This is a genomic window from Micromonospora sp. NPDC049051, assembly GCF_043197575.1.
Classification (GTDB): domain Bacteria; phylum Actinomycetota; class Actinomycetes; order Mycobacteriales; family Micromonosporaceae; genus Micromonospora.
This window is the reverse complement of sequence record NZ_JBICTL010000001.1, coordinates 633,607-659,658: the sequence shown is the minus strand read 5'-3', so window position 1 is coordinate 659,658 and position 26,052 is coordinate 633,607. Positions and strand designations below refer to the sequence as shown.

Annotated in this window: 19 protein-coding genes; 11 read left to right on the top strand and 8 right to left on the bottom strand. The window is 73.2% G+C overall.

Annotation, left to right across the window (positions count from 1 at the left end; translation table 11 throughout):
- Positions 1-252 precede the first annotated feature (252 nt).
- The 4 genes from acs to ACGFIR_RS03130 all read left to right on the top strand — a co-directional run bounded on the left by acs (position 253) and on the right by ACGFIR_RS03130 (position 9,309).
- On the top strand, positions 253-2,217 hold the full coding sequence (acs, locus tag ACGFIR_RS03145) for an acetate--CoA ligase (RefSeq protein WP_393000975.1): 1,965 nt from the start codon (positions 253-255) through the stop codon (positions 2,215-2,217).
- Between the two features lie 267 nt (positions 2,218-2,484).
- The gene (locus tag ACGFIR_RS03140) at positions 2,485-5,277 is read left to right on the top strand and encodes an immune inhibitor A domain-containing protein (RefSeq protein ID WP_393142929.1); all 2,793 of its coding nucleotides are present in this window, start codon (positions 2,485-2,487) and stop codon (positions 5,275-5,277) included.
- Between the two features lie 424 nt (positions 5,278-5,701).
- Positions 5,702-8,098, top strand: coding sequence for an immune inhibitor A domain-containing protein (locus ACGFIR_RS03135; protein WP_393143728.1), 2,397 nt, complete (start codon positions 5,702-5,704; stop codon positions 8,096-8,098).
- Between the two features lie 278 nt (positions 8,099-8,376).
- The gene (locus ACGFIR_RS03130) at positions 8,377-9,309 is read left to right on the top strand and encodes an alpha/beta fold hydrolase (RefSeq protein WP_393142927.1); all 933 of its coding nucleotides are present in this window, start codon (positions 8,377-8,379) and stop codon (positions 9,307-9,309) included.
- Position 9,310: 1 nt separating this feature from the next.
- On the opposite strand, the gene ACGFIR_RS03125 is transcribed toward ACGFIR_RS03130, so the two are convergent.
- Complete coding sequence (locus ACGFIR_RS03125) at positions 9,311-9,676, bottom strand: hypothetical protein (protein ID WP_393000981.1); 366 nt, start codon at positions 9,674-9,676, stop codon at positions 9,311-9,313.
- Positions 9,673-12,735, bottom strand: a complete 3,063-nt coding sequence (locus ACGFIR_RS03120; protein WP_393142925.1) for an SseB family protein — start codon at positions 12,733-12,735, stop codon at positions 9,673-9,675. Before ACGFIR_RS03120 ends, ACGFIR_RS03125 begins: the two co-directional genes overlap by 4 nt.
- Before the next feature lie 152 nt (positions 12,736-12,887).
- Between ACGFIR_RS03120 and mycP the strand changes: the two genes are divergently transcribed.
- A complete protein-coding gene (gene mycP / locus ACGFIR_RS03115) occupies positions 12,888-14,207 on the top strand; it encodes a type VII secretion-associated serine protease mycosin (RefSeq protein WP_393142923.1) in 1,320 nt (439 codons plus the stop codon).
- A 69-nt stretch (positions 14,208-14,276) separates the two neighbouring features.
- On the opposite strand, the gene ACGFIR_RS03110 is transcribed toward mycP, so the two are convergent.
- Positions 14,277-14,570, bottom strand: a complete 294-nt coding sequence (locus ACGFIR_RS03110; protein WP_121397065.1) for a WXG100 family type VII secretion target — start codon at positions 14,568-14,570, stop codon at positions 14,277-14,279.
- Between the two features lie 26 nt (positions 14,571-14,596).
- Positions 14,597-14,917, bottom strand: coding sequence for a WXG100 family type VII secretion target (locus ACGFIR_RS03105; protein ID WP_393000989.1), 321 nt, complete (start codon positions 14,915-14,917; stop codon positions 14,597-14,599).
- A 421-nt stretch (positions 14,918-15,338) separates the two neighbouring features.
- Here ACGFIR_RS03105 and eccE point away from each other — a divergent pair, with 421 nt between their 5' ends.
- Together eccE and ACGFIR_RS03095 are read left to right on the top strand one after the other, a co-directional pair.
- A complete protein-coding gene (eccE, locus tag ACGFIR_RS03100) occupies positions 15,339-17,132 on the top strand; it encodes a type VII secretion protein EccE (RefSeq protein WP_393143726.1) in 1,794 nt (597 codons plus the stop codon).
- 56 nt (positions 17,133-17,188) lie between these two features.
- On the top strand, positions 17,189-17,575 hold the full coding sequence (locus ACGFIR_RS03095; protein ID WP_393000991.1) for a phage holin family protein: 387 nt from the start codon (positions 17,189-17,191) through the stop codon (positions 17,573-17,575).
- Positions 17,576-17,704: 129 nt separating this feature from the next.
- Here the strand turns inward: ACGFIR_RS03095 and ACGFIR_RS03090 are convergent, their stop codons facing one another.
- The gene (locus ACGFIR_RS03090; RefSeq protein ID WP_393142921.1) at positions 17,705-18,538 is read right to left on the bottom strand and encodes an SGNH/GDSL hydrolase family protein; all 834 of its coding nucleotides are present in this window, start codon (positions 18,536-18,538) and stop codon (positions 17,705-17,707) included.
- Positions 18,539-18,805: 267 nt separating this feature from the next.
- Here ACGFIR_RS03090 and ACGFIR_RS03085 point away from each other — a divergent pair, with 267 nt between their 5' ends.
- Complete coding sequence (locus tag ACGFIR_RS03085; protein WP_393142919.1) at positions 18,806-19,306, top strand: GNAT family N-acetyltransferase; 501 nt, start codon at positions 18,806-18,808, stop codon at positions 19,304-19,306.
- Positions 19,303-20,232, top strand: coding sequence for an EamA family transporter RarD (gene rarD / locus ACGFIR_RS03080; RefSeq protein WP_393142917.1), 930 nt, complete (start codon positions 19,303-19,305; stop codon positions 20,230-20,232). The genes ACGFIR_RS03085 and rarD overlap by 4 nt, the downstream gene beginning before the upstream one ends.
- A 16-nt stretch (positions 20,233-20,248) precedes the next feature.
- Here the strand turns inward: rarD and ACGFIR_RS03075 are convergent, their stop codons facing one another.
- Positions 20,249-20,944 (bottom strand): anti-sigma factor family protein, encoded by a 696-nt coding sequence (locus ACGFIR_RS03075; RefSeq protein WP_393000999.1) that lies wholly within the window; start codon positions 20,942-20,944, stop codon positions 20,249-20,251.
- Entirely contained in the window at positions 20,941-21,456 is a 516-nt protein-coding gene (locus ACGFIR_RS03070; protein ID WP_393001415.1) for a sigma-70 family RNA polymerase sigma factor, read from the bottom strand. Before ACGFIR_RS03070 ends, ACGFIR_RS03075 begins: the two co-directional genes overlap by 4 nt.
- 226 nt (positions 21,457-21,682) lie before the next feature.
- Between ACGFIR_RS03070 and ACGFIR_RS03065 the strand changes: the two genes are divergently transcribed.
- On the top strand, positions 21,683-23,794 hold the full coding sequence (locus ACGFIR_RS03065) for a PhoX family protein (RefSeq protein ID WP_393142915.1): 2,112 nt from the start codon (positions 21,683-21,685) through the stop codon (positions 23,792-23,794).
- A 131-nt stretch (positions 23,795-23,925) separates the two neighbouring features.
- On the opposite strand, the gene ACGFIR_RS03060 is transcribed toward ACGFIR_RS03065, so the two are convergent.
- Entirely contained in the window at positions 23,926-24,708 is a 783-nt protein-coding gene (locus tag ACGFIR_RS03060; protein WP_393001003.1) for an IclR family transcriptional regulator, read from the bottom strand.
- A gap of 154 nt (positions 24,709-24,862) precedes the next feature.
- Between ACGFIR_RS03060 and ACGFIR_RS03055 the strand changes: the two genes are divergently transcribed.
- Entirely contained in the window at positions 24,863-26,044 is a 1,182-nt protein-coding gene (locus ACGFIR_RS03055) for an MFS transporter (RefSeq protein ID WP_393142913.1), read from the top strand.
- Positions 26,045-26,052 lie beyond the last annotated feature (8 nt).

Below are 26,052 nucleotides of genomic sequence, written 5' to 3'. Positions count from 1 at the left end.
GTCACGCTATCGACTGCCCGGCATGCCCCGCCGACGAGCCGACCGAAAGCGACAAGCGCCACCCGCTCCGACGTTGGCAGGGTCGTTCATGCCCTGCCAAGTGGCCCTTCCTTGCGTCCGGATCACCGTCCGGCGCGTCGCGGGGGCCGCTCGGCGCGCGTTGGCGGAACCGGCGGTCGCCCGCGCTGGTCGCCCCGACTAACCTTCTGCCCTAGAGAGACGCAGGTCACCCGATCGACGAGGGAGCACGGCATGAGCGAGGCATTGGCCAATCTGCTGAACGAGACGCGCCAGTTCCCGCCGCCAGCCGAACTCGCCGCGAACGCCAACGTCACCGCCGACGCGTACGACGAGGCCGACGCCGACCGGCTGGCGTTCTGGGAGCGGCAGGCCGGGCGGCTGACCTGGGCGCGGCAGTGGGACCAGGTGCTCGACTGGTCGAAGCCGCCGTTCGCGAAGTGGTTCGTCGGCGGGCAGCTCAACGTGGCGTACAACTGCCTGGACCGGCACGTCGAGGCCGGCCTCGGCGACAAGGTCGCCATCCACTGGGAGGGCGAGCCGGGCGACACCCGCACCATCACGTACGCCGACCTGCACCGGCTCACCTGCCAGGCCGCGAACGCGCTGACCGAGCTGGGCGTCGCCGCCGGCGACCGGGTGGCGATCTACCTGCCGATGGTCCCCGAGGCGGCGGTCGCGATGCTCGCCTGCGCCCGGATCGGCGCCACGCACAGCGTGGTCTTCGGCGGCTTCTCCGCCGACGCGCTCACCAACCGGATCCAGGACGCCAGCGCCAAGGTGGTGATCACCGCCGACGGCGGCTACCGCCGGGGCAAGCCGTCGGCGCTGAAGCCGACCGTGGACGAGGCGGTGGCGAACTGCCCGTCGGTCGAGCACGTGCTGGTGGTGCGCCGTACCGGCGAGGAGGTCGCCTGGTCGGCCAAGGACCGCTGGTGGCACGAGACGGTCGAGACCGCCTCGGCCGAGCACGACGCGCAGCCGTTCGACGCCGAGCACCCGCTGTTCATCCTCTACACGAGCGGCACCACGGCCCGCCCGAAGGGCATCCTGCACACCACCGGCGGCTACCTGACCCAGACGTCGTACACGACGCACGCGGTCTTCGACCTCAAGCCGGAGACCGACGTCTACTGGTGCACCGCCGACATCGGCTGGGTGACGGGGCACTCCTACATCGTCTACGGCCCGCTCTCCAACGGCGCCACCCAGGTCATGTACGAGGGCACCCCGGACACCCCGCACAAGGGCCGGTTCTGGGAGATCGTCGGCAAGTACAAGGTCAGCATCCTCTACACCGCCCCGACGCTCATCCGCACGATGATGAAGTGGGGCGACGACATCCCCGCCGGCTACGACCTGTCCTCGCTGCGGCTGTTGGGCAGCGTGGGCGAGCCGATCAACCCCGAGGCGTGGATGTGGTACCGGCAGCACGTCGGCGGCGGTGAGCTGCCCATCGTGGACACCTGGTGGCAGACCGAGACCGGGGCGATCATGATCTCGCCGCTGCCGGGCGTGACGGCGACCAAGCCCGGCTCCGCGATGACGCCGCTGCCCGGGATCGTCGCCGACGTGGTCGACGACCAGGGCCAGTCGGTGCCGAACGGCGGCGGTGGCTACCTGGTGCTGCGTGAGCCGTGGCCGTCGATGCTGCGCACCATCTGGGGCGACGACAACCGGTTCATCGAGACGTACTGGTCGCGGTTCGACGGGATGTACTTCGCCGGGGACGGGGCGAAGAAGGACGACGCCGGGCACATCTGGCTGCTCGGCCGCGTCGACGACGTGATGCTGGTGTCCGGGCACAACATCTCCACCACGGAGGTGGAGTCCGCGCTGGTCTCCCACCCGTCGGTGGCGGAGGCGGCCGTGGTCGGCGCGACCGACCCGACCACCGGGCAGGCGATCGTCGCGTTCGCCATCCCGCGCGGCACCACGGACACCGCCGGCGAGGCGGGCGAGAAGCTCATCGCCGAGCTGCGCAACCACGTGGCGAAGACGCTCGGGCCGATCGCCAAGCCCCGGCAGATCATGCTGGTGCCGGAGCTGCCGAAGACCCGCTCCGGCAAGATCATGCGCCGGCTGCTGCGCGACGTGGCGGAGAACCGCTCGCTCGGCGACGTCACCACGCTCCAGGACTCGTCCGTGATGGACCTGATCTCGTCCGGTATGAGCGGCGGCAAGTCCGACGAGGACTGACGCAGGCGTACGCCCCGATGGGTGGCGGTCCCTCGCGGACCGTCACCCATCGTCGTTTTCTTACGGGTGTACGACCGGCCGGTCGCGGACTGTCACATCGGTCGGTCGGGTGAGCCGAGAGAAGCTGAACGGACACAGGCTGTTGTCGACCCCTGTCGTTCCCCTGTTTTCTGTTCTACGTTCACGCAGATCGGGTCGCTTCGATGGGCGTCACATCGACAGGGCCCGGTCGACTTCCTCCTCCCCATGCCCGAGAAACGGAGCGGCATGAACAGAAAACCGCAATCCGGGTCGCGTCGACGCCTGCTCGTCGCGCTGCCCGCCCTCGCCCTCGCCGCCGGGTCACTGACCGTGACGGGTGGTACGGCGGCGGCTGAGCCCGGCCCCGCCCGAGCCACGATCGGCGCCGACGAGTACTACATCAACTACGCCGAGCCGGCCGTCCAGCCGGACAGCAACGGCCGCGAGGTCAAGGGCAAGGGCGGCGTCTACGCCCCGGCGGTCGAGGAGGCACGCGCCTACGACCGCAAGTACGCCCGCGGCAACCCGGTCGCGGCCGAGCAGCTCGCGAAGCACGAGGCCAAGTCGATCATGACGGGCAAGAGCCCCCGGCAGATCAAGAAGGCCCCGGCCACCCAGACCGCCAAGCTGCTCACCCTGCTGGTGGAGTTCAACGACCAGGCCAACGACGACTTCACCGGCGTCATGGTCCCCAGGACGGTCTTCGAGGACCGGACCTGTGTCCCCGGGACCGTGCAGAACGGGCCCCGGCACAACCGGATCCCGAACCCGGCGAACCTGCCGCACGAGGACAACAACTCGATGTGGGTGCCGGACTTCTCCCCCGCCCACTACGACAAGATGCTCTATTCGAAGAAGGGCATCACCGAGCGGGTCCGCAAGGACCTGCGGGGCCCCGACGGCAGGCCGGGCATCGACCTGACCGGCCGCACCATGCACAACATGTACCTGGAGATGTCCAAGGGCGCGTACACGGTCGACGGGCAGGCCAGCCCGTGGATCACCGTCCCGCACTCGGAGGGCTGGTACGCGGCCTCGCGCTGCTTCCAGGACGAGAACGGCAACTGGGTCGCCGGGCGCCAGCAGTCGATGAACGGCCACCCGGACAACCCGCAGGGCGCCGGCCGGCTCGCCACCGACGCGATCGACGCCCTCGCGAGGATGAACCCGAACTTCCCGTGGGCCGACTACGACACCGAGGACCAGGGCGACCGCGACGGTGACGGCAACCTCTTCGAGCCGGACGGCGTGATCGACCACCTGGTGCTGGTGCACGCCGGGCAGGGCAAGTCCCGCGGCGGCGGTGCCGAGGGCACGTACGCCGTGTGGGCGCACTCCTCCTCGATCACCGGCGGCTACACCATCCCCGGCACCAACCTCCAGGTCTCGAACTACATCGTGCAGCCGGAGGACGCCGGCGTCGGAGTCTTCGCCCACGAGTTCGGCCACGACCTGGGCCTGCCGGACCTCTACGACACCTCCGGCAACGCCGACTCGGACGTCGACTTCTGGGACCTGATGGCCTCGGGATCGCACTCCGGCGAGATCTTCCAGGCGCTGCCGACGCACATGGGACTGTGGGACAAGTGGGTGCTCGGCTGGGCCGACCCGCTGACCCTCGCCCCGGGCGCGGACCCGCGTACCGTGCAGCTCGGTCAGACCTCGCGGACCCCGCGCGGCACCCAGGACGGCATCAAGATCGACCTGCCGGACAAGGTGATCACGCTGGCCACGCCGCACAGCGGCGCGAACATGTGGTACACCGGCGCCGACCAGAACTGGGCGGACGTCAAGATCACCCGCCAGGTGGCCGTACCGGCGGCGGCCGACGCGAAGTTCTGGATGTGGAACAACTTCGTCATCGAGGCCGACTGGGACTTCGGCTTCGTCGAGCTCTCCACCGACGGCGGCACCACCTGGACCGAGCAGAAGGTCTACGACGCCGCCGGCAACCTGGTCACCACGAACGACGGCTACGCCGACCCGAACGGCCGGATGGTCGACTTCGGCAACAAGAAGTACGGCCTGACCGGTGACACCCACGGCTGGCGGCACGACTACGTCGACCTGTCGGCGTACGCCGGGCAGACCGTGCAGCTCCGGCTCCGCTACGCCACCGACGAGGCGTTCGTGGAGCGGGGCTGGTTCGCCGACGACTTCTCGGTGACCGGCGGCGGCGCCACCACCTGGAGCGACGACGTCGAGAGTGGCGCCAACGGCTGGACCGCCACCGGCGGCACCTTCGTCGACACCACCGGCCCGGGTTGGCGCACCGCCAGCGGCACCTCGGTGCAGGCGCACTACTACCTGGCCGAGTGGCGCAACTTCGACGGCTTCGACAAGGGCCTGAAGTACACCTACGACACGGTCTACTCGCGCGACGCGTGGAAGGTCGACCGGATCTCGTACAACGCGCCCGGCATGCTCGTCTGGTACCGGGACACCGCGCTCGGGGACGTCAACCACACCACGGCGCAGATGACCGCGCTGCCCAGCTACGGCGCCAAGGGCGGGCTGCTGATCGTCGACTCGCACTTCGACCCGTACCGGCGTACGGGCGAGGCGGCCGTCAAGGACCCGTCGGTGCTGGACAACCTGCCCAGCCGCCCGCAGTCGGCGAACGCGGCCTTCTCGCTCAACGCCACGTACCCCTTCAAGGAGTGTCTGGAGGCGGCGGACGAGCCGTACAGCGAGTACTGCACCAACTTCCCGGCGCAGCCGCCCGTGAAGGGCTTCACCGACGCGAAGGGCTGGTACCCGGGCATCGAGATGCGCGACGGCGCGGCGTACGCCCGGGACAACGACGCCTCCGTGGTCGTCCCGTCGAAGGGCAACGCGCCGTACACCACCCGGGTCACCAACCCGGACGGTACGCCGGCACCCTCCTACTACGGGGTGACGCTGGGCGGCGGCGCCATCGTGCTGGGCACCGGGAACCCGGGTGACCAGGGCGTGTCCTACGGCGTCACCATCACCATCAAGCGCGCCGCGAGGGACAACTCGTACGCCACGGTGCACGTCACCCCCGCCAGGAACTGACCGGGGTCGACCGAGCGGAAGACGGGCGGGGTCCGTCCGGGGAGCACGCTGCTCTCCGGGCGGGCCCCGCCCTGCGTACCCGCGCTCGGGCGGCGGCCACGAAGTGTGTTGAAGCACCAGCGGGACGGGCGGGGATGGTGGCCCGGCACACATTTCCCGCCGGCGATCACGCCTATCGAAAACCGTCTCTTTCTCGCCCAGGTGCGGCCGTCCGCGCAGCTCACCGCGCTCGCGAAGGGCCGGGATGTGACGGTGAAAAGCGTTCCCAACAAAACTTTGCAACAAATCGACGCACGCATCTTCCCACCGGTCACATCAGTGTCTATGTTCACCATTGGTCCCACTAGTGGGATCGGTCTCACCGACCCGTACCCCCGTTGGGTCGGTTCCCTCAAACCGGAGGTACCACGTGCGCAAAGTCGCAGTGGGTCTGCTCGGGCTTTCGCTGACGGCGACAGGACTGGCGTTCGGATCGTCCGCCAGCGCCGCGCCGCAGCCGAAGTTGCCGACGGCCGCTCCGTCGGTCGCCGAGCCAGCCCATGTCGACCACGACCTGCCGAACCCGCTGGAGGAGAAGCGGCGCGCCCTGCGCCAGGAGGGCCTGAGCGACGTCCTCTCGGGCCGCGTCAAGCCGCAGAAGATCAACGGCAGCACGGTCGTCAAGGTCGGCAAGACCCAGGCCGAGGGGGCCAACGCCCGTTCGACCCGGGCCAACGCCGCCGCCCAGACGGAGGACCAGTACGTCGAGCTCTCCCGGGAGAAGACGGACCGGATCTTCGTCATCCTGGCGGAGTTCGGCAACGAGCGTCACCCGAACTACCCGGACCAGGACACGAACCCGAACACCCCGGGTCCGACCCGGTTCGACGGTCCGCTGCACAACGAGATCCCCCAGCCCAACCGGGCGGTGGACAACTCCACGGTGTGGCAGGCCGACTACAACGCGGACTACTTCCGCAAGCTCTACTTCGGCACCAACCCCGGTGACGAGTCGGTCAAGCAGTACTTCGAGGCGCAGTCCTCGGGCCGCTACAGCGTCGACGGCACCGTCACCGACTGGGTGAAGGTCCAGTACAACGAGGCCCGCTACGGCCGCTCCGGCGGCTACCCGTGCGGCTCGAACGTCTGCACCAACACCTGGGCGCTGGTCCGCGACGCCGCGAACCAGTGGGTCGCCGACCAGAAGGCCGCGGGCCGCACCGACGCCCAGATCGCCGCCGACCTGTCGGCGATGGACCAGTGGGACCGGTACGACCACGACTCGGACGGCAACTTCAACGAGCCGGACGGCTACATCGACCACTTCCAGATCGTCCACTCCGGTGGCGACGAGGCCGACGGTGACCCGCACCAGGGCGAGGACGCCATCTGGAGCCACCGCTGGTACGCCTACGCGTCCGACCAGGGCTCGACCGGCCCGGTGGGCAACCCGCTCGGCGGCACCCAGATCGGCAACACCGGCCTCTGGATCGGCGACTACACCATCCAGCCGGAGAACGGTGGCCGGAGCGTCTTCTACCACGAGTACGCCCACGACCTGGGCCTGCCGGACGACTACAACGTCACCAGTGGTGGGGACAACAACAACGAGCACTGGACCCTGATGGCCCAGAGCCGGCTCGGCGCCAAGAACGACGGCGGCATCGGCGACCGGGGCGGCGACCTCGGCGCGTGGAACAAGCTCCAGCTCGGCTGGCTCGACTACGAGGTGGTCGTCGCGGGGCAGAAGCGGACCATGACCCTCGGTCCGCAGGAGTACAACAGCGACGAGGCCCAGGGCGTCGTCGTGGTGCTCCCGAAGCGGGAGTACACGTTCGAGAACGGCAAGCCGTTCGAGGGCACCAAGCAGTTCTTCACCGGCAACCAGGACGACCTGAACAGCACGATGACCCGGACCCTGGACCTCACCGGGAAGTCGTCGGCGTCGCTGTCGATGAAGGGCCGCTACAACATCGAGGAAGACTACGACTACCTGTTCTTCGAGGCGTCGCTGGACGGCGGCCAGTCCTGGGTGACCCTGCCCGGCACGGCCAACGGCCAGCCGCTGAAGGAGATCTCGGCCGGGCGCTACGCGCTCGACGGCAGCACCGACGACCAGTGGGCCGACATCGTCATCCCCCTGGACGTGGCTGCGGGCAAGGTCGCGCAGGTCCGGCTGCGCTACCAGACCGACGGTGGTCTCTCCGCGGGCGGCTTCTACGGTGACGCGATCACCGTGACCGCCGACGGTCAGACCGTCCTCTCCGACGGTGCCGAGACCGGTGCCGCGGGCTGGACGCTCGCCGGTGGCTTCTCGGTCGCCGAGGAGACCTACACCAAGCTGTACGACAACTACTACATCGCGGGCACCCGGCAGTACATCTCGTACGACAAGTACCTGAAGACCGGCCCGTACTTCTTCGGCTACGCGAACACCCGCCCGGACTACGTGGACCACTACGCGTACCAGGAGGGTCTGCTGATCTCCTACTGGAACACCCGCTGGGCGGACAACGACACGTTCGCGCACCCGGGTGAGGGTCGCAACCTGATCATCGACGCGCACCCGCGGCCGATCTACAACCTGACCGGCCAGCCGTGGCGGGCCCGCGTCCAGGTCTACGACGCGCCGTTCAGCCTGAAGAAGGCCGACTCGTTCACGCTGCACCTCAACAGCCAGCCGCAGTACATCCGTGGCCAGGCTGCGGAGCCGCTGTTCGACGACACCAAGCAGTACTGGTACCCGGAGCTGCCGAACCACGGCGTCAAGCTCCCGGCCACCGGCACCAAGATCAAGGTCCTGGAGAAGGACGGCGTCTACACCAAGATCCGCATCTCCTGATCCGCTGATCCCGCACCACCAGCAACACACGATGCCCGGGCAGGTGACCTGCCCGGGCATCGCCCTTTCCACACTCCAGCCGCGTGCGGCCCCGGCACCCGGGAGCCGGAACCCGGGAGCCGGGAGCCGGGAGCCGGGAAGCGTCGCGGGAACCAGCCCTTGTCTGCTGACCGGCCCGCCCCGCCTGAGCGATCCCGGCCGACCCCGCCCGAGCGCTCCCGGCCATCACGCGGGTCGGGGGCGGAGCCGGCCGGCACGGGGGTCCTAGGCTGTCTGTCATGACCGAGCAGCGCGGCGGGCCCGTCGACGAGTCGTGCGTCCTCACCGAGGGGCCGTGGACGCACCGGTTCGTGGGCGCCAACGGCAGCCGCTTCCACGTCGTGGAGGCCGGCGCCGGCCCGATGGTGCTGTTCCTGCACGGCTTCCCGGAGCACTGGTGGGCCTGGCACGAGATGCTGCCGGCGGTCGCCGACGCCGGCTTCCGGGCCGTGGCGGTCGACCTGCGCGGCTACGGCGCCAGCGACAAGCCGCCCCGGGGGTACGACGGCTACACCCTGGCCGCCGACGTCGCCGGGCTGATCCGGGCCCTCGGCGAGCGCTCCGCCACCGTGGTGGGCACCGGCGTCGGCGGCATGATCGCGTGGACGGTGGCGTCGTTCCACCCGTCCCTGGTCCGCCGGCTGGTGGTGCTCGGCGCTCCCCACCCGCTCCGGCTCCGGGCCGCCATCTTCGCCGACCCGCGCGGGCAGTTCGCCGCGGCCACGCCCACCCTGAAGTTCCAGCTGCCCCGCTACGAGCACGTGCTGACCCGCGACGACGCCGCGGCCGTCGAGGAGATGCTGCGTCGCTGGGGCGGGCCACGCTGGGTCGGCGGGCCGGGCTTCGAGGCGTACGCGACGCGGTGCCGGGAGGCCATGCGCATCCCGCAGGCGGCGTTCTGCGCCCTGGAGGGCTACCGCTGGGCGTTCCGCTCGGTGCTCCGGCTGCACGGCTACCGCTTCGTCCGGCTGATGCAGAAGCCACTGGTCACGCCGACCCTGCAACTGCACGGCGCGCTGGACGAGGCCTCCCTGCCGCGTACCGCCCAGGGCTCCGGCCGCTACGTGGTGGCACCCTACGAGTGGCGGCTGCTGGACGGCGTCGGGCACTTCCCGCACGTGGAGGCCACAGACGTGGTGCTGGGCGAGATCCTGCGCTGGGCGAAGTCCTGACTCAGACCCGCTTCTCGCGCAGGTCGGCGACCTCGGTGGCGGGCGCCCAGCCCTGGTAGACGCCGAAGTCGAAGACCTCCAGCCCCATCGCCCGGGCCACCGGCCAGCGCCCGCCGGTGTACTCCACCCGCAGCCAGCCGTCGTGCTCACCGAGGACGATGAACGGCTGCCCCTGCCAGGTGCAGGTGGTACGCACGTACGCCAGGTCGTCGATCTCGCTGGCCGGCAGCACCCGGACGTACCGGCCGGGACGGATCTCCTCGAAGCCCTCGCCCGGCTCCGGCTGGTAGAGCCGGACGTCGTCGCCGTCCGGGCTCGCCTGGTACTCCCGGCCCTGCCAGCGGGCCACGTAGCCGTCGCGCATCACTGCTCACCGACCTGTCGCCACCGCAGCGCGTCCGTGTCGAGGATGGCGACCACCCGTTCGGTGCCGTCCGCGCCGATCCGCCACAGCTGCGCGCCGTGTGGCAGCCGGGCGCTGTCCACCTTGAACTCCGCCACCACGTCGCTGCTCTCGCCCGGCGCGAACCCGTTGCCCCGAAACGGCGGGCGCTCGATGACCCAGCCCTCCATGGCGCGCATGGCGGCCTCGTTCTGCCCCCCGTACGGGATCCGGTAGAGGCTCGGCCGGTGCGCGGGCCAGCGCAGCACGTAGATCTCCCCGGCGTCCCTGTCGAAGGGGGAGTCGGGATAGGCCAGGCCGAGCGCGTCGTGCAACTGGGCCGGGGTGTTGAGGTGGGCCAGCTCGCCGGCCCGGTGCACGAAGCCGGAGACCCGGTCGTAGCCCCGCTCCAGGTAGTACGCGAGCTGGCTGGGGGCGACCGCCTTCTGCATGACGATCGGCCGCGCCGGGTCGGGCGCGGGCGGGGCGTAGCGGGGGCGGCTGACCGGCTCCTCGGCGGCGGGCGGCTCGGCCTCGGCCCCGGTGTCGTCCCCGAGCCCCACCTCGGCCGCCCAGTTGGCCAGCCCGAGGATCTGCTCCCCGGGCAGCTTCGCCCCGACGGGAGTGCCCGGGTTCACCGCGAACGACCAGGACTCGTCGGGCCAGCGGCGGATCAGCTGGACGAACCGGACCTCGATGGTCTCGACCGGCGCGTCGGTGTGATCGGCCAGCCGCTCCGGCGAGGTGTACACGACGACGTACGGCTCACCGTCCAGTTCCTCCGTACGCCAGACGAAGCCGGGCTCACCCGGCCGGGCGCCGGGCGCGGAGTCGGGCGCCACCGGCAACAGCACGCGGGCCAGCAGCAGGGTGGACAGGAACGTGTCGGTGCTGCCGGCCCCGGCGGCGTCGAGCATGTTCTCCTCGACCTCGTTGGCCGGCTGGAAGTCGACCGGGGCGGGACCGGGGTCCGGCGTCACGTCACCGGCGACACGGCCCGTCGTCGGCTCGTCGGCGACGGGGGCTCCGGGCGCCTCCCCGACCGCGACCGGCCACGCCGTCCCCGTCCCCGCGGTCGCGCCGACCTCGGTGACACCGGTGGGCGCCGGCGCCACGGGCGCGGCCTCTTCCGGGGCGGCACCGGCACCCGGCACCGGTACGGTCGTCGACGCCTCCCAGGCCGACGAACCGTCGGGGGCCGGCTCCTGGCTGGACCACGCCGGAGCGGCGGGGGCGGACGCGGCACCGGACCACGGGGCGGCGGGCGGCACCGCCTCGGTGGACGCCATCGGAGCGGCGAGCGACGGCGGATCGGCGGACGGCGGTCCGGCGGCGAACGGCGGTGCAGCCGCGGGGGCGGACGGCGGCGGAGCCGCGGCGGCGGGCTCAGGTGTGGCGTCGGCCGGAGCGGCGGACGCGGTCACCGGTTCCCGCCGACGTCGGACGGGCTCGAACAGCGAGACGGTCTCGTCGGCAGCCGCGCCGGGCCCGGCCGCGGGCGGGCCCGTGAGGTCCCGCGACTCGATGATCGTGCCCTCGATGACGATCGGCGTGAACCCGCGCCGGGGGGCGGGCGGTGCGGAGACCGGCTCCGCGTCCGAGGCCGCCGCCGGCTCGGGCCCGACCGGTTCGGGGGTGGGCTGTCGGCGGGGCAGTTTCTGCGTCACGTCCTCGGTCGGCTCCGGGCGCCGCACGCCGTACGCCGGTGGTGGGCCGGTCTCCGGGGCGGGGGCCCGGAGATCCCGGGTGGCCTCCTCGTCGGGTCCGCGCGGCGGCAACACCTGCGTGGCCTCGGCCCCCGGCACCGTGAAGGCCCGGGTCGGCTCACCGCCGGGCACCGTGATGGCCTGGGTCGGCTCAGCACCGGGCACCGTGAAGGCCCGGGTCGGCTCACCGCCGGGTGCCGTGAAGGCCTGCGTCGCCTCGCCGCCGGGCACCGTGAAGGCCCGGGTCGCCTCGCCGCCGGGTGCCGTGAAGGCCCGGGTCGCCTCGCCGCCGGGTGCCGTGAAGGCCCGGGTCGCCTCGCCGCCGGGTGCCGTGAAGGCCTGCGTCGGCTCAGCACCGGTCGGGGCGCTCGGGATCGGGCGGGTGGGGTCCTCCGGCACCGGCTCCGAGAGCGGCCGGCGGCGGGGAAAGGGCTGGCTGCCGGGCGTGAGGCGGGGCGGCGGAGCCGCCCGCTCGCCTGAGCGCAGCGCCTCCTGCCGGGAGGCGGCGGCGCGGCCGGAGGCCGGCTCGAAGAACGACCGGTTCGGCCGCTCGGGCGTCTCCCCGGCCGGGCGGCCGTTGGTCGACGGCGCGTCGGGCGGCGGCAGGCCCCTGGGGCGCTCGGTGAGCGGCGCGGGGCGCGGTGGCGGGGGCCGGTCGGGTGCCGTCGCGGCGTCGAACCGCGCCGGTCCGCCGGCCGTCGGGGCACCACGGCGTGGGTCGAGATGGTCCGCCGGAAAGGTCGGCGGGGCGGGCGGGCGGGCCGGCTCCGCCGGCGCGGCGGGCCAGACCGACGCGGGGACCCGGCCGGTGGTCGGCGCGGCCGTGGGCTCGGGCCGGGGCACACCGGCAATCGACCCGCCCGGCGTGTCGTGGGCCGCCGCCTGGGCCCGCGCCCGCGCGGCCGTCTCCACCCGTTCCAGCCGGGCGCGCGCACCCATGGTGCGGCCGGGCAGCCGGACGTCGCCCCGGGAGAGCTGGGCGACGAACCACGCGGGCAGGTAGCCCTCGATGGGCAGGCCGGGATTCACCGCCAGCCACCACTCGTGGTTGGGCCAACTGTCGGCCAGATCGGCGTACGGGACGCGTCGGACGGTGCCGCCGTTCTCCCCCAGGCAGGCGCGCACGGCCGCCCCGGAGGTGAACGCCAACACGTGCGTACGGCCACCCGTGGTCCAGGTGCCCCAGCCCACCGGCGCCGTCCCCGCGAGCGCCTCGGCGGAGACCGGCAGCAGTAGTTCGGTCCGAGCCAGGACGCGGAAGTAGAGCTGTTGATCGTTGGCGCGCAGCGCGTCCCGCATCGCCGCTTCGGCGTCGGTGGCCGGCTCCCACTCGGTCACGGCCACCCCTCCTCCCGCGCACAGGCCATAGGTATCGCGTACAACCTACAAGGTAGAAACAAGATCACAATCGCTGGCCGGCGGCGGTGCGCCGGGTGCCACAAGAAGCGTTAACATCCCGTTCCGGAGTCGACACGATACGGAGGCGGTCGATGTCCCGGTCCCGCACACGCCCGTTCTTCGCCGCTCTCACGACGGTGTTGCTGACCACCGTCCCGGCCGCCGATCCGGCCCTTCCCGCAGCCGCCGGCGACCCGTCCGCCCCGACGGTCGCCATCCGCCCGGACGGGCGCACCATCGGCCCGGTGCCGGCCGGCCGGTCCGTCGCCGCGCCCACCGCCGCCCGTGCGGTGCCCGGCTGCGCCGCACCGCTCGCCCCGGTCCGCCCCGTGTCCGCGCGGCCGTGGCCGCAGCAGCGGTACGCCCCGGAGCGGCTGGCACCGCTCGCCACCGGCGCCGGGGTGACGGTGGCGGTGATCGACTCGGGTGTGGACCGCCGGCACCCGCAGCTGGCCGGCCGGGTGCTCGACGGCACCGACCTGCTGGAGCCCGGCGGAGACGGCAGCCGCGACTGCGCCGGGCACGGTACGGGCGTGGCGAGCATCGTCGCCGCCGTCCCCCGCGACGGGGTGGCGTTCCGCGGCCTCGCCCCGAGCGCCCGGATCCTGCCGGTACGGGTCAGCGAGCAGCAGGTGGTCGAGGGGCGCGAGTCGGGGCGTACGGTCAGCGCCGAGGACTTCGCCCGCGCCATCCGCTGGGCCGTCGACCACGACGCCGACGTGCTCAACCTCTCCGTCGTTCTGTACGCGGACGACCCGGCGGTGCGGGCCGCGATCGGCTACGCCGTCGACCGGGACGTCGTCGTGGTGGCCGCCGCCGGGAACCTGCACGAGGCCGGTGATCCCCGGCCCTACCCGGCCGCGTACGACGGGGTGCTCGGGGTGGGCGCGATCGGGCCGGACGGAATGCGGGCCCCGTTCTCCCAGACCGGCTCGTACGTCGACCTGGTGGCCCCCGGCGGCGACGTGCTGATGGCCGCCCCCGGTCAGGGCCACCACCGGGCCGAGGGGACCAGCTACGCGGCGCCCTTCGTGGCGGCCACGGCCGCGCTGCTGCGCCAGTACCGACCGGAGCTGACCGCGGCGCAGGTGGCGCAGCGGATCGTGGCGACCGCCGATCCGGCCCCGGGCGACGGTCGGGGCGGCGGGTACGGCGCGGGGGTGCTGAACCCGTACCGCGCGGTCACCGAGACCGGGGACGGGACGCCGCAGCGGGCGCGTCAGGTCACCGCGCTCGCGGACGACCGGGCCGAACCGGCGGTGGTGGCGCAGCGGGCCCGCCGGGAGGCGGCCCGGGACCGGGCGCTGCTCGTGGCGGGGGCCAGCGGCGCGGTGGCGGCCCTGGCGTTGCTGCTGGCGCTCGTCGTGCCGCGCGGCGCCCGCCGACGCTGGCGCCCGGCCGGGCCCGCGTGACCCGACCGGTCCCCAACGGCCGGTGGTGGCGCCGACCGGGACACGGTCGACGCCACCATCGGGCGGGACTCACTGGAACAGGCCGACGTTCTTCTTCTCCGTGTCGAGGTAGTCGGTGGCGGAGTCGTCCACCGCGAGCTTGATGTCGCGCAGCATGGCCTGGAGGTCCTGCGAGGCCGAACGCCAGCGGCCCTGCCGCTGTTCGTAGGCCTGGCGGGCCTCGCCCGACCAGCTCGCCACGAGCGGGGCGGCGTCCCGCTCGAGCTGCCCGAGCTGCGAGTCGAGCGCGTTCAGCGCCTTCTGGATGTCAGCGCTCGCCTGTTGCAGGGCGGCGAAGTTGACGACCAGTACACCGTGGTCCATCGAATGTCTCCTCCCCCGAGACCGGGTCAGAGCGGCAGCTGGATGCCGCCGCGGTTGGTGGTGGACACGCGGCTGGCGGCCTCGGCGTCCGAGACGTCGTAGTGCTGGCCGGCCGTGCGGATGGCACCGGCGGTCTCCCGCAGCGCCCGCTGCAGCGCCGCCTGGTCCTGTGCCCACTGCTGCTTGACCTGGCTGAACGAGCGCCCGCCGGCACCGCGCCAGGCCTGCTGCAACACCTCCAACTCGGCCATCAGGCTGCTCAGCATGGACTGCAGGGACTGGTCGACCTGCTCGAACTTCGCGGCGGTCTGCTGCATCACCGCTGCCTCTGCCTGGGTCTGGGACACCCGGGACGTCACCTCGTCTCATCGGTCGTGGCTGGCCGTCGGCGCGCCCGCTCACCGGGTGCGCCGCTCGCGCCGCCCGGACGTCGAACACGGCGGGCGCGGGGTCAGCGAAACTCGTCGCTGACGGTAGCGGCACGGTCGCGGTTCTGCTACCCCCGTGACGATCCCCTGTGGACGGGCACGGGCCCCGCCCCGACCGGTGGGCACCTTACGATGGGCGGCGTCGATGTCGCGGCGAGTGACCGGTCGAGGAGGCGCGGTGACGGTGACCACCGGCGTGGGCGGGCACCGGTCGACACCGGGCGACGCTCCGGGCCCGACCGCCCCGGTACCACCGGGCCGACGCGGCGGCCGGGACGACGATGCCGCTCCGGTCCCCGCATCACCGGGCCCGACCGGCTGGCCCGGCCCGGCCGGCACCGTGGCGGGCGGGCCGGCGACTCCGCTCGTCCCGACGGCGCCGTGGATCCCGGCCGCCCGCCGGGGCGGCGCCGGTGTCCGGGCCGGTCAGGTGGTCGCCACGCAGGTGGCGCTGGCCGCCGTGGTCGCGGCCACCGGCCGGGGCCTGCTGGCGACGTTGGCCGCCGTCGCGGTGGCCGCGCTGCTGCTGCCCCTGGCGTGGGTACGGCTGCGGGGGCGGTGGGTCTTCGAGTGGCTGACCACCGGGCTGGGCTACGCCACGCGCCGCCGCGCCCTGCCGCCCGCCGCCGGTCCGGCGGCCCTGCTGGGCCTGGTCGACCCGGGCGCGGTCGTCCGGCCTGCCGAACTGGCCGGCACGCCGGCCGCCGTGCTGGACGACGCCGCCGGCATGGTGGCCGTGCTGGAGATCGGCGACCCGGCCGACCTGCTCGGCGACGCGCCCCGCGCGCTGCCCGTCCCGGCGACGCTGCTGCCGGCCGCCGCGCCGGACGGCCCCCCGGTCCGGCTCCAGCTCCTGCTGACGGGCTCACCGGCGCCGACCGTCGGCGCGGGTGGCGGCACGGTCGCCACCTCGTACCGGCAGCTCACCGACGGGCGACTCGCCGGCCGGGAACGGGCCGTGCTCGCCGTGCGGGTGCTCCGGGCCGAGGGCTGGACGGCGGAGGAGCTGCGCCGGGCGCTCGCCGGAACGGTGCGCCGGATCGTCCGGCGGCTCGGGCCCGTCACCGTCCGGGCGCTCGGCGAGCACGCGACGCTGCGAATGCTGGCGGAGCTGGCCCACCACGACGACCATCCGGCGCAGGAGTCCTGGCAGGCGGTCCGGGCGGGCGACCTGCTCCAGACGACGTTCCGGCTGCGCCGCTGGCCCGACGGGCGTACCGATGCCGGTCGGCGGCTGGTGCCCCGGCTGCTCGCGCTGCCCGCGACGGCGACCACCGTCTCGCTCGCCGTCGGGCCGTGGGCCGGCGCCGACCCCGCGTCGGCACCGACCGAGCTGACCGTACGACTGGCCGCCGCCACCCCGACGGAGCTCTCGACGGCGGCGCAGGCGCTGCGCCGGCTGGTCTCCGAGGTGGGCGGCGAGGTGCATCGGCTCGACGGGGCGCAGCTCGACGGGTTGGCCGACACGCTGCCGCTCGCGGCGGGCGCGACGGGTCCTGGTCCGGCGCCCGCCGACCTGGAGCTGCCCCTCGGGGAGTCGGGGCTGATGGTCGGCACCAACCGGCACGGCGGCGCGGTGACCGTCCGGTTGTTCCGGCCGGAGAGCACCCGGGTGATGCTGGTCGGCGGGGTGCGCGCGGCGCAGCTCACGGTGGTACGCGCCATGGCTCTCGGGGCCCGGGTGGTGGTGCAGACCGCACGGCCACGCGCCTGGGAGCCGTTCGTCCGGGGCGTCGGCACCCCCGGCGGGATGATCCCGGTGGTGCCGCCCGGCCGTCCGGTGGGCGAGCCCGGTTCGCCGCTGCGCCCGCTGCTGGTGGTGGTCGACGCCGGTCCGGCCCCCGCCGAGGCTGAGCCGGCAGCCCCCTGGCGGACCACCCTGCTGGTGCGCGACGAGCTGACCGCCGCCGACGCCGACGCGCTGGGCCGCGCCGACCTGGCGGTGCTGCAACCGCTCGATCCGGCCGAGGCCGCCGTGGCGGGTGGCGCGCTGGGGCTCGGCGGATCGGCGGAGTGGCTGACCCGGATCCGCGACGACATGGTCGCGGTGGTCAACCGGCGGGCGTTGCGCTGGGCGTTGCTCTCCCCCACCCCGATCGAGTCGCAGCTGGTCGGCCGTCCCTCCCGCCGCTGAGCCGGCCGCGATCTCGAGGCTTCCGTGGTTTGTCCGTCCGTGGCACGATCCCGGCCATGGGTTTCCTCAAAGGGCTGTTGATCCGGCTGGGCAGCACGGCGCTGGCCTTCTGGCTGGCCACGTTGCTCATCCCGGGCATCACGCTGGGCACCGCGTCCGCCGGTGAGGCGGTCGTCACGCTGGTCCTCGTCGCGGTGATCTTCGGCGTGGTCAACGCGGTGCTCCAGCCGATCATCAAGACCGTCGGCTGCGGCTTCTACCTGCTGACGCTGGGGTTGATCGCGCTGGTGGTCAACGGGCTGCTGTTCCTGCTCACCAGCTGGATCGCCGACCAGGCCGGGCTGCCCTTCCACGTCGACGGCTTCTGGCCGGAGGCCGTGCTCGGCGCGCTCCTCGTCGGCATCGTCACCTGGATCCTCGGCGCCGCCCTCGACCGCGACTGACCGCCCCGGTGCTGCTTGCCGCCCGCCGGGGCGCTGCCCTGTCCGGAGATCCGGCAGGCGCCGCGCCCCGGACGAGGACCGCTCGCGCCTCGCCTCCGCCGACGGATGCCGGCGGAGGCGAGAAGCGGGCTACACCTTGGCGCTGGCCTTCTTGGCGGTGGCGGACTGGCCGACCGCCTGGGTGAACACCGGAAGGTAGCCGTTGGCCTGCCCGGTCGCCATGGGGTGGTACGAGTTCGACAGGTTCAGGAAGTCCACGGCGTGGATCCACTTGTTGCCGCTGCAGATCTGGTGCCCCACGAAGATGCCGCGTACGTCGGCGAAGACGAACCCGGCGCGGGCCGCGGCGGCGGCGATCAGGCTGTCGGCCAGGTTGATGCCCTCGTTGACCTTCGCGCGGGCCGCCTCGCCGATCCCGACGCAGACCGTGCCGAGCTGGTAGAAGACCGGGTAACTGAGCACCACGACCTTCGCGTTCGGGGCCTTGCTGCGGATCGCGGCGTACGCGCGGTCGAGCAGGCCGGGGAGGTTCGCCCGGGCCTGCACCTGGGCCGCGTCCACGGCGGCGATGCAGGCACTCGAGCCCTGCAGGGCGCAGGTGCTCATGATGGTGCCGAACCCGGCGTCGTTGCCGCCGATGGTGATGCTGACCAGGGTGGTCTGCGCGCTGAGCGCGGCGATCTGCGAGTTGATCACGTCGGTCGTCTTCGCGCCTCCGCAGGCCACCGACTTGTAGGAGGCCGGCGCGTTGGCTGCCGCCCAGAGGGCGGAGAACGCCTTGGTGCTGCGTTTGCAGCTGCCGCTCTCCGCCGTGTAGCTACCGGCACCGACGCCCGAGGCGTACGAGTCGCCGAGCGCCACGTAGTGGTGACCGGCGGCCTGCGCCGGGTTGGCCAGCCCGAGTACGGCGAGCGTCGCGGAGAGGACACCTGCGAGCAGGGTCAGCATCCGGGTTCTGGTCATACACCCTCCATCAATGCCGCTACATGACGATAAGTTTCAGTACATCGATGCATGACGTTACTCATTTCATCGAAGTTCCTCTAGATCGAAGTGCGTGCGTCTCCTCGAACGGGACGAGGCCGCCGGTGCTGCCGGTTTCTGCCAGGGGCCCGCGCCCCCGCAACGGCGTCCACTGCCGGAGGACCCGACGGGCCATGTCGCCTGCGCCTGCCGGCCCGCACGGCCACCGTCCGCACGACGGGCCCGCGCACCGCCTAGCATCGCGGCATGTTCACCCTGACCCGCGACGACGGCTACCTGATCTGCACCGACCCGGACCGGATCGACCTGGACGTGGTGCACCGCTGGCTCTCCACGGACGCGTACTGGGCGATCGGGCGGGACCGGGAGACGGTGGCGAGGGCCTTCGCCGGGTCGGTGCCGTTCGGCGTCTACCGCCCGGGTGACGGCCGGCAGGTCGCCGTCGCGCGGGTGGTCACCGACCGGGCCACCTTCGCCTGGCTCTGCGACGTCTACGTCGACCCGGGAGAGCGTGGCCGGGGGCTGGGCACCTGGCTGGCCGGGGCGGTCCGTGACCACCTCGCCGACCTGGGCGTGTACCGGATCCTGCTGGCCACCGCCGACGCCCAGGGCGTGTACGCGAAGGTCGGGTTCGCCCGGATGACCGATCCGGACCGCTGGATGCAGATTGACCAGCGCAATCAGCAGGTGAGCCAGGTCACCGGCGAGGAACCGGGCGGCCATTCGGCCCTTACGGTGGGGACGTGACGCCACTCCGCCTCGGATACCTCTACGGCTTCGTCGCGTACCTGCTCTGGGGGTTCTTCCCGCTCTACCTGCGGCTGCTGCGCCCGGCGGGGCCGATGGAGGTCCTGGCCCACCGCATCGTCTGGTCGGTGGTGTTCGTCGCCCTGCTGCTGGCGGCGATGCGCAACATCGGTTTCCTGCGGGCGCTGGCGCGCCGGCCCCGGGCGCTGGCCGGCATCGGCATCGCCGCCGCGCTGATCGCGGTGAACTGGGGCACCTACATCTACGGCGTGAACTCCGACCGGGTGGTGGAGACCGCCCTCGGCTACTTCATCAACCCGCTGGTGGTGGTGCTGCTGGGCGTCACCGTGCTGCGCGAGCGGCTGCGCCCCACGCAGTGGCTGGCCCTCGGCATCTGCGCCCTGGCGGTGGCCGTGCTGACCGTCGACTACGGCAGGCTGCCCTACCTGGCACTGGTCCTGGCGTTCAGCTTCGCCGGGTACGGCTTCGTCAAGAAGCGGCTCGGGCTGCCCGCCGCGGAGGGCCTCTTCGTCGAGTCGGCGGCGCTGGCGCTGCCCGCGCTGGCGTACCTGGGGTGGCTCACCGCGAGCGGTGACGGGACCTTCGGGCAGGTGTCGGTCTGGCACAGCGTGCTGCTGGTGCTGGCCGGGGCGGCGACCGCGATCCCGCTGCTGCTCTTCGCCGGTGCGGCGAACCGGCTCCCGCTCACCGGTCTCGGCATGATCCAGTACCTCGCCCCGGTCCTCCAGCTCGGCTGCGGGGTGCTGATCTTCCACGAGCCGATGCCGCCGGCCCGGCTCGCCGGCTTCGCCCTGGTCTGGGTAGCGCTGATCGTCTTCACCATCGACGCCGTGCGGCACTCCCGCCACACCCGCGCCGCCACCCGCCTCGCCCGCCAGGCCGAGACGGTCGCCACGACCCCCTGACCGGCCTGCGGTCCGGTCAGGGGACGTCGTAGGCGAGGACGGGGGTGCCGTCGGCGCGGAGCAACTCCAGCCGGACCAGTTCCGCGTCGGTGAACCGGGTCGCGCCGGTGATCCGCACGTCGTCGCCGGGAGCGGCGAGCCACGAGGCGACCTGTTCCGTCGCGCCGCCCGGGCCGTGCGCCACCAGCCGGAAGGCGTACGCCTTGGCGTAGCCGGTCTTCGCGTCGTACCCGCAGCGCATCCTCACCTCGGTGCCCCACTCGGTGCCGCGCAGGGCGATCTCGGCGTGCACCGGCACCGTGCCGGCGACCGGCTGCATGGCGACCATCCGCACCTCGACCGGCAGCGACGGGTCGGCCGCCTCCCGGGGCAGCAGGGCGGCGGCGCCGACGCCGACGACCAGGGCCAGCGCGGCGGCCACGAGCGCGGTGAGGGCGTACCGGCGGCGGGTGGCGGACCGCTCGCGGCGGCGGCGCTCCCGCGCGGCGGCGAGCAGTTCGGGCACCCGGGGGTTCTCCGGTGGCGGCAGGAGGTGCTCCAGCGCGGCCGGGTCGAGCCGGCCGAGCAGCCCGGGCAGGGCGGCGATCTCGGCGACCGCCCGGCGGCAGGCGGCGCAGCCGGCGAGGTGCCGCTCGTAGGCCACCCGTTCGGCGGGGGCCAACGCACCCAGCACGTACGCGCCGTCGTCGTGCGCGAACTCGCACGGGGTCATTCCGTCATCCCCATCTCGGCCAGGACCAACCGCAGTGAGCGCAGGGCGTAGTGGGTGCGGGACTTGACCGTGCCGGGCGGTACGCCCAGCCGGGAGGCCGCCTCCGCCACCGACCTTCCCTGGTAGAAGCATTCGACGAGCACCTCACGGTGGGTGGGGCTGAGCCGGTTCAGGGCCTCGGCGACGGTCCACGCCTCCACCGCGCGTTCCGCCTCGTCCACGGCCACGGCAGGCTCGGGCACCTCGTCGGTGAAGACCTCGCCGACCCGGGCGGAGCGCCGCCGCCAGGCGTCGATGGCCAGGTTGCGGGCGGTGGTGAAGAGCCAGGACCGCACCGAGCCGCGTGTCGGGTCGAGCGACTCCGGATGCCGCCAGGCCCGCAGCAGCGTCTCCTGCACCAGGTCCTCGGCCCGCTGCCGGTCGCCGTTGACCAGCCGCAGGGCGTGCGCGTACAGCGCCTCCGCGTGCTCGTCGTGCAGCGCGCGGAGCAGGTGTGCGTCGTGGTCGCTGATGGCGGTCTCCTCGCTGTCGGCGCGAGTCCGGCGGTGGCGTTCGCCCGGACATACGTGCCGCCGGGGCGTTCGGTTCAGCCGCAGCTCACCGGGGGCTTCCCGGCCGAGGTGTTCACGCCCGGTTCACGCCGCCGCCGACGGTGGCTCACCGCGCCCTCCTAGCGTCCGGCGGGTACGCACGCCAGCGGCTGGTTCGGCGTGCACCGACCCCTCAGGAGGCTCTTCCATGAGCGACCGTCCCCGGCTGCTGCCGTTGCTGGGCGCCCCCCGCCACGGCAGCCGCGACGCGATGACCTGTCTCTACCGGTGCGGCAACGCGTGTGACCACCCGGTGCCGAACACCTCCGACAACGCGTACTTCGGCGACGTGGTGAACGCGGCGGTGTCCCGGCGGGGCGTGGTCCGTGCCGGCGCGGTCGGCGCGCTGGTCCTCGGCTTCGGCGGTGCGGTGACCGGTGCGGCCCCCGCCGCGGCGGCCCCCGCCACTCCGGTGGTCCCCGGGGCCGCCGGCTTCGACCGTCCCGCCGGCGGCGTCGGCAACGGCGCGCTGACGTTCAAGCCCGTCCCGCCGAACACCCTGGACAGCCTCGTCGTGCCCAACGGGTACGACCACGCGGTCGTCGTGCGCTGGGGTGACCCGGTCGTGCCGGGCGCCCCCGAGTTCGACCTGCACGCCCAGACCGCCGCCGCCCAGGCCGGGCAGTTCGGCTACAACAACGACTTCGTCGGGGTGCTGCCGCTGGACGGGCGCCGGCGCGCGCTGCTCGTGGTCAACCACGAGTACACCAACGAGGACCTGATGTTCCCCGGCTTCACCAGCCAGGACGCGCTGACCGTCGAGCAGCTCCGGATCGCGATGGCCGCGCACGGCATGTCCGTCGTGGAACTGGAGCGGGTGGACGGCACCGGGCGGTGGCGGCCGGTCGCCAAGGGCCGGCGGCCGTACAACCGCCGGTTGACGGCGCTGGCCACGAAGTTCGAGCTGACCGGGCCCGCCGCCGGCTCGGCGCACCTGCGGACCGCCGCCGACCCGAAGGGCCGTACGGTCGTGGGCACGCTGAACAACTGCGCCGGCGGGGTGACCCCGTGGGGCACGGTGCTCTCCGGCGAGGAGAACTTCAACCAGTACTTCGTGGGCGGCGACGCGGTGGCCGAGGAGGCCAGGCCGAAGCTGGCCCGGTACGGCATCACCACCACGGCCCGGTACCCGGGCGGCAGCCGCCGGTGGGAGCGCGCCGACGAGCGGTTCGACCTGGCGAAGCACCCGAACGAGGCCAACCGGTTCGGCTGGATCGTGGAGATCGACCCGTACGACCCGGAGAGCCGGCCGCGCAAGCACACCGCGCTGGGCAGGTTCAAGCACGAGGGCGCGAACGTCATCGTGGCGAAGAGCGGACACGTGGTCGCGTACATGGGCGACGACGAGCGCTTCGACTACCTCTACAAGTTCGTCTCCGACAAGAAGTTCATGAAGGGCGGCTCCTGGGTCGTCCGCCGGCACAACCTGACCCTGCTGGAGTCGGGCACCCTCTACGTCGCCAGGCTCGACGGGACCAGCGCCGGTGAGATCGACGGTTCCGGCCGGCTCCCGTCCGACGGCGCGTTCGACGGCCGGGGCCGGTGGATCAGGCTGGTCAGCGGCAACCGCTCGTACGTCGACGGCATGACCGCCGCCGACGTGCTCACCTTCACCCGGCTGGCCGGCGACAAGGTCGGGGCGACCAAGATGGACCGCCCGGAGGACGTCGAGCCGAGCCTGCTCACCGGCAAGGTGTACGTGGCGCTGACCAACAACACCGACCGGGGGAAGGCCGGCAGGCCGGCCGCCGACGAGGCCAACCCGCGCGACCTCAACAAGCACGGTCAGGTGCTGGAGCTGGTCGAGGATCGTGGCGACAACGCGGGCGAGACGTTCGCCTGGTCGCTGCCGATCGTCGCCGGTGACCCGGCCGACCCGTCGACCTTCTTCGCCGGCTACGACAAGTCGAAGGTCTCCCCGATCTCCTGCCCGGACAACGTGGCGTTCGACGCCACCGGGAACCTCTGGATCTCCACGGACGGCAACGCGCTGGGCAGCAACGACGGCCTCTTCGCCACGGCCGTCGAGGGGCCGGAGCGGGGCCACCTGAAGCAGTTCCTCACTGTGCCGGTGGGCGCGGAGGCCTGCGGCCCCTTCATCACCGGCGACAACCGCTCGGTCTTCGTGGCGGTGCAGCACCCGGGCGAGCTGAGCGGGGCGTCGGTCGAGAAGCCGGCCTCGAACTGGCCGGACGGCGACTACGCCAAGCCGGGCGTGGTGGTCGCCTGGCGCCTGGACGGTGGCCCGATCGGCAGCTGACCGTCTCCGGGCGGTCCGCCAGCGGTCGAGTCGGCCCGGCCCGTCACGGCGAGCAGCGCCGGACCGCCACCGAGGGCCCTCTGTCATCCGGACGGGGGGCCCTCGGGCCGTCTCCGGACGCCCCGTCGGGATCAGTGCTCGGCGACCAGGTTCTCGGCGATCGTCCGGGCCATCGTCAGCAGCTTCGCCCGGACCGCGCGGGCGGAGGTCATCATCTCGCCGGCCGGCAGCGCGCAGGCCAGCACCACCCGACGCTCCATGTCCTTGTCGGGGCTGACCAGCACCGCCGCGCAGGCGACGCCCTGCCGGAACTGCCCCAGCTCCAGCTGCATGCCCCGCCGGTCCCCGGCGGCCAGGTCGACCTCGAACGCCTCGGCAGTCGTCAGGGTCGCGGAGGTGAACGGGCGCATGCCGTAGTCGCGCAGGTAGCGGAGGCGCTGCTCGGCGGTCAGCGTGGCGAGCAGCGCCTTGCCGAGGGCGGTCGCGTGCGCCCCCTCGTCGAACCCGGGCATCAGATCCTCGAGGTACGGCGAGCGCGGCCCCTCGGCCATGGCCGTGACCGCCACCTGGCCGCCCACGAACCGGCCGAGGTAGTGGCTGTAGCCGGTGTCCACGGCCGCCCGGCGCAGGCTCTCCCCGACGGCCGGCGGCCCCCGGAACGCGGTCACCAGCTCGCGGTAGCGGTCGGCCACCTCCAGGCCCACGATGTACGTGCCGTCCTCGCGCCGGATCACGTAGCCCTCGTAGGCGAGGGTGCGGACCAGGTGGTAGGTCGTCGCCACGGTCAGCTCGCAGCGCCGGGCGATCTGCTTGACGGTGAGCCCCTTCGGGGCGCGACCGACCGACTCGAGCACTCGTAGCGCGCGAGACACGCTCCGGATCAGGTCCGAAGGTTCCGCCAAGGGGTCGCGCACAACCACCTCCGCCGCCGGGGACTTACACCATATGAAAAACAGGCCGGGTGCGAAATGCCTGTACGGGTGGAGGATGCCAGATCGTCATCAACGCCGCGTACCTCGACAGGCACGTTCCGTGACGCAAACGCCCCTCGCGTAGGTTTACCGGACCATGACCGACATCGAACTACAGCCGGCCCCGGGCAACACCCCGACCCGACCCGGCCGCGCCGTGGCCGGGGCGGTCGCCGTCACCATCGCCTGCGTCCTGCCGGTCTTCCTGCTGGGCGGCCTCGCCGTGCAGATGGGCGAGGAACTGGATTTCTCCCCGGCCGGCCTGGGCCTGGCCGTGGCGGCGTACTTCGGCGTGGGCGCGCTGGCCTCCGTGCCCTCCGGCGTCCTCGCGGAGCGTTACGGGCCCGCCGTGGTGGCCCGCGCCGGCATCCTGCTCTCCGCCGCCTGCCTGCTGGCCGTGGCGGGAGTGGCCCATTCGTACCCGGTCCTGCTCGGGCTGCTCGCGCTCGCCGGCACCGCCAACGCTCTCGGCCAGATCTCCAGCAACGCCGCCCTCGCCCGGCACGTGCCGGCCCGCCGGCAGGGACTGTCGTTCGGGGTGAAGCAGGCCGCCATCCCCGCCGCCGCCCTGCTGGCCGGGGCGGCGGTGCCCACCGTGGCGCTCACGGCCGGCTGGCGCTGGGCGTTCGTGGCGGCTGCCGGCGCGGCCCTGGCGACGCTGCCGGCCGTACCCGCACGGGAGCCGCGCCCCACCCGGACGGCCGCGCCCACCCGCGCCGGCCGCGCCACCGCGGCCCTGGTGGTGGTCGGGGCCGCCGCGACCTTCGCCGCCGCCGCCGCAAACGCGCTCGGCACCTTCGTCGTCGACTCCTCGGCCGGCCGGGGGCTGTCACCTGGGCTGGCCGGGCTGACCCTGACCCTGGGCAGCGCGGTCTGCGTGGCCGCCCGGATCACCGTCGGCTGGCTGGCGGACCGCCGTGCCACCGGGCACGTCGCCGTCATCGCCGGCATGCTCGTGGTCGGCGCGGCCGGGCTGGGGCTGCTGGCCGCCCCGGGGCCGGTGCCGCTGGTGGCCGGCGTGCTGCTCGGCTTCGGCCTGGGCTGGGCGTGGCCGGGTTTGATGACCTTCGCGGTGGTCCGGCTGCACCCGCAGGCCCCGGCCGCCGCCACCTCGGTCACCCAGACCGGGGTGTACGCGGGCGGCTGCCTCGGCCCGCTCGGCCTCGGTACCGTGGCCGCGCACGCCGGCTACCGGACGATGTGGATCGTGGCCGCCGTCGCGATGCTGCTGGCCGCGGCCCTGATGCTCACCGGCAGCCGGATGCTCGCCCGCCGCTAGCCTGCGGC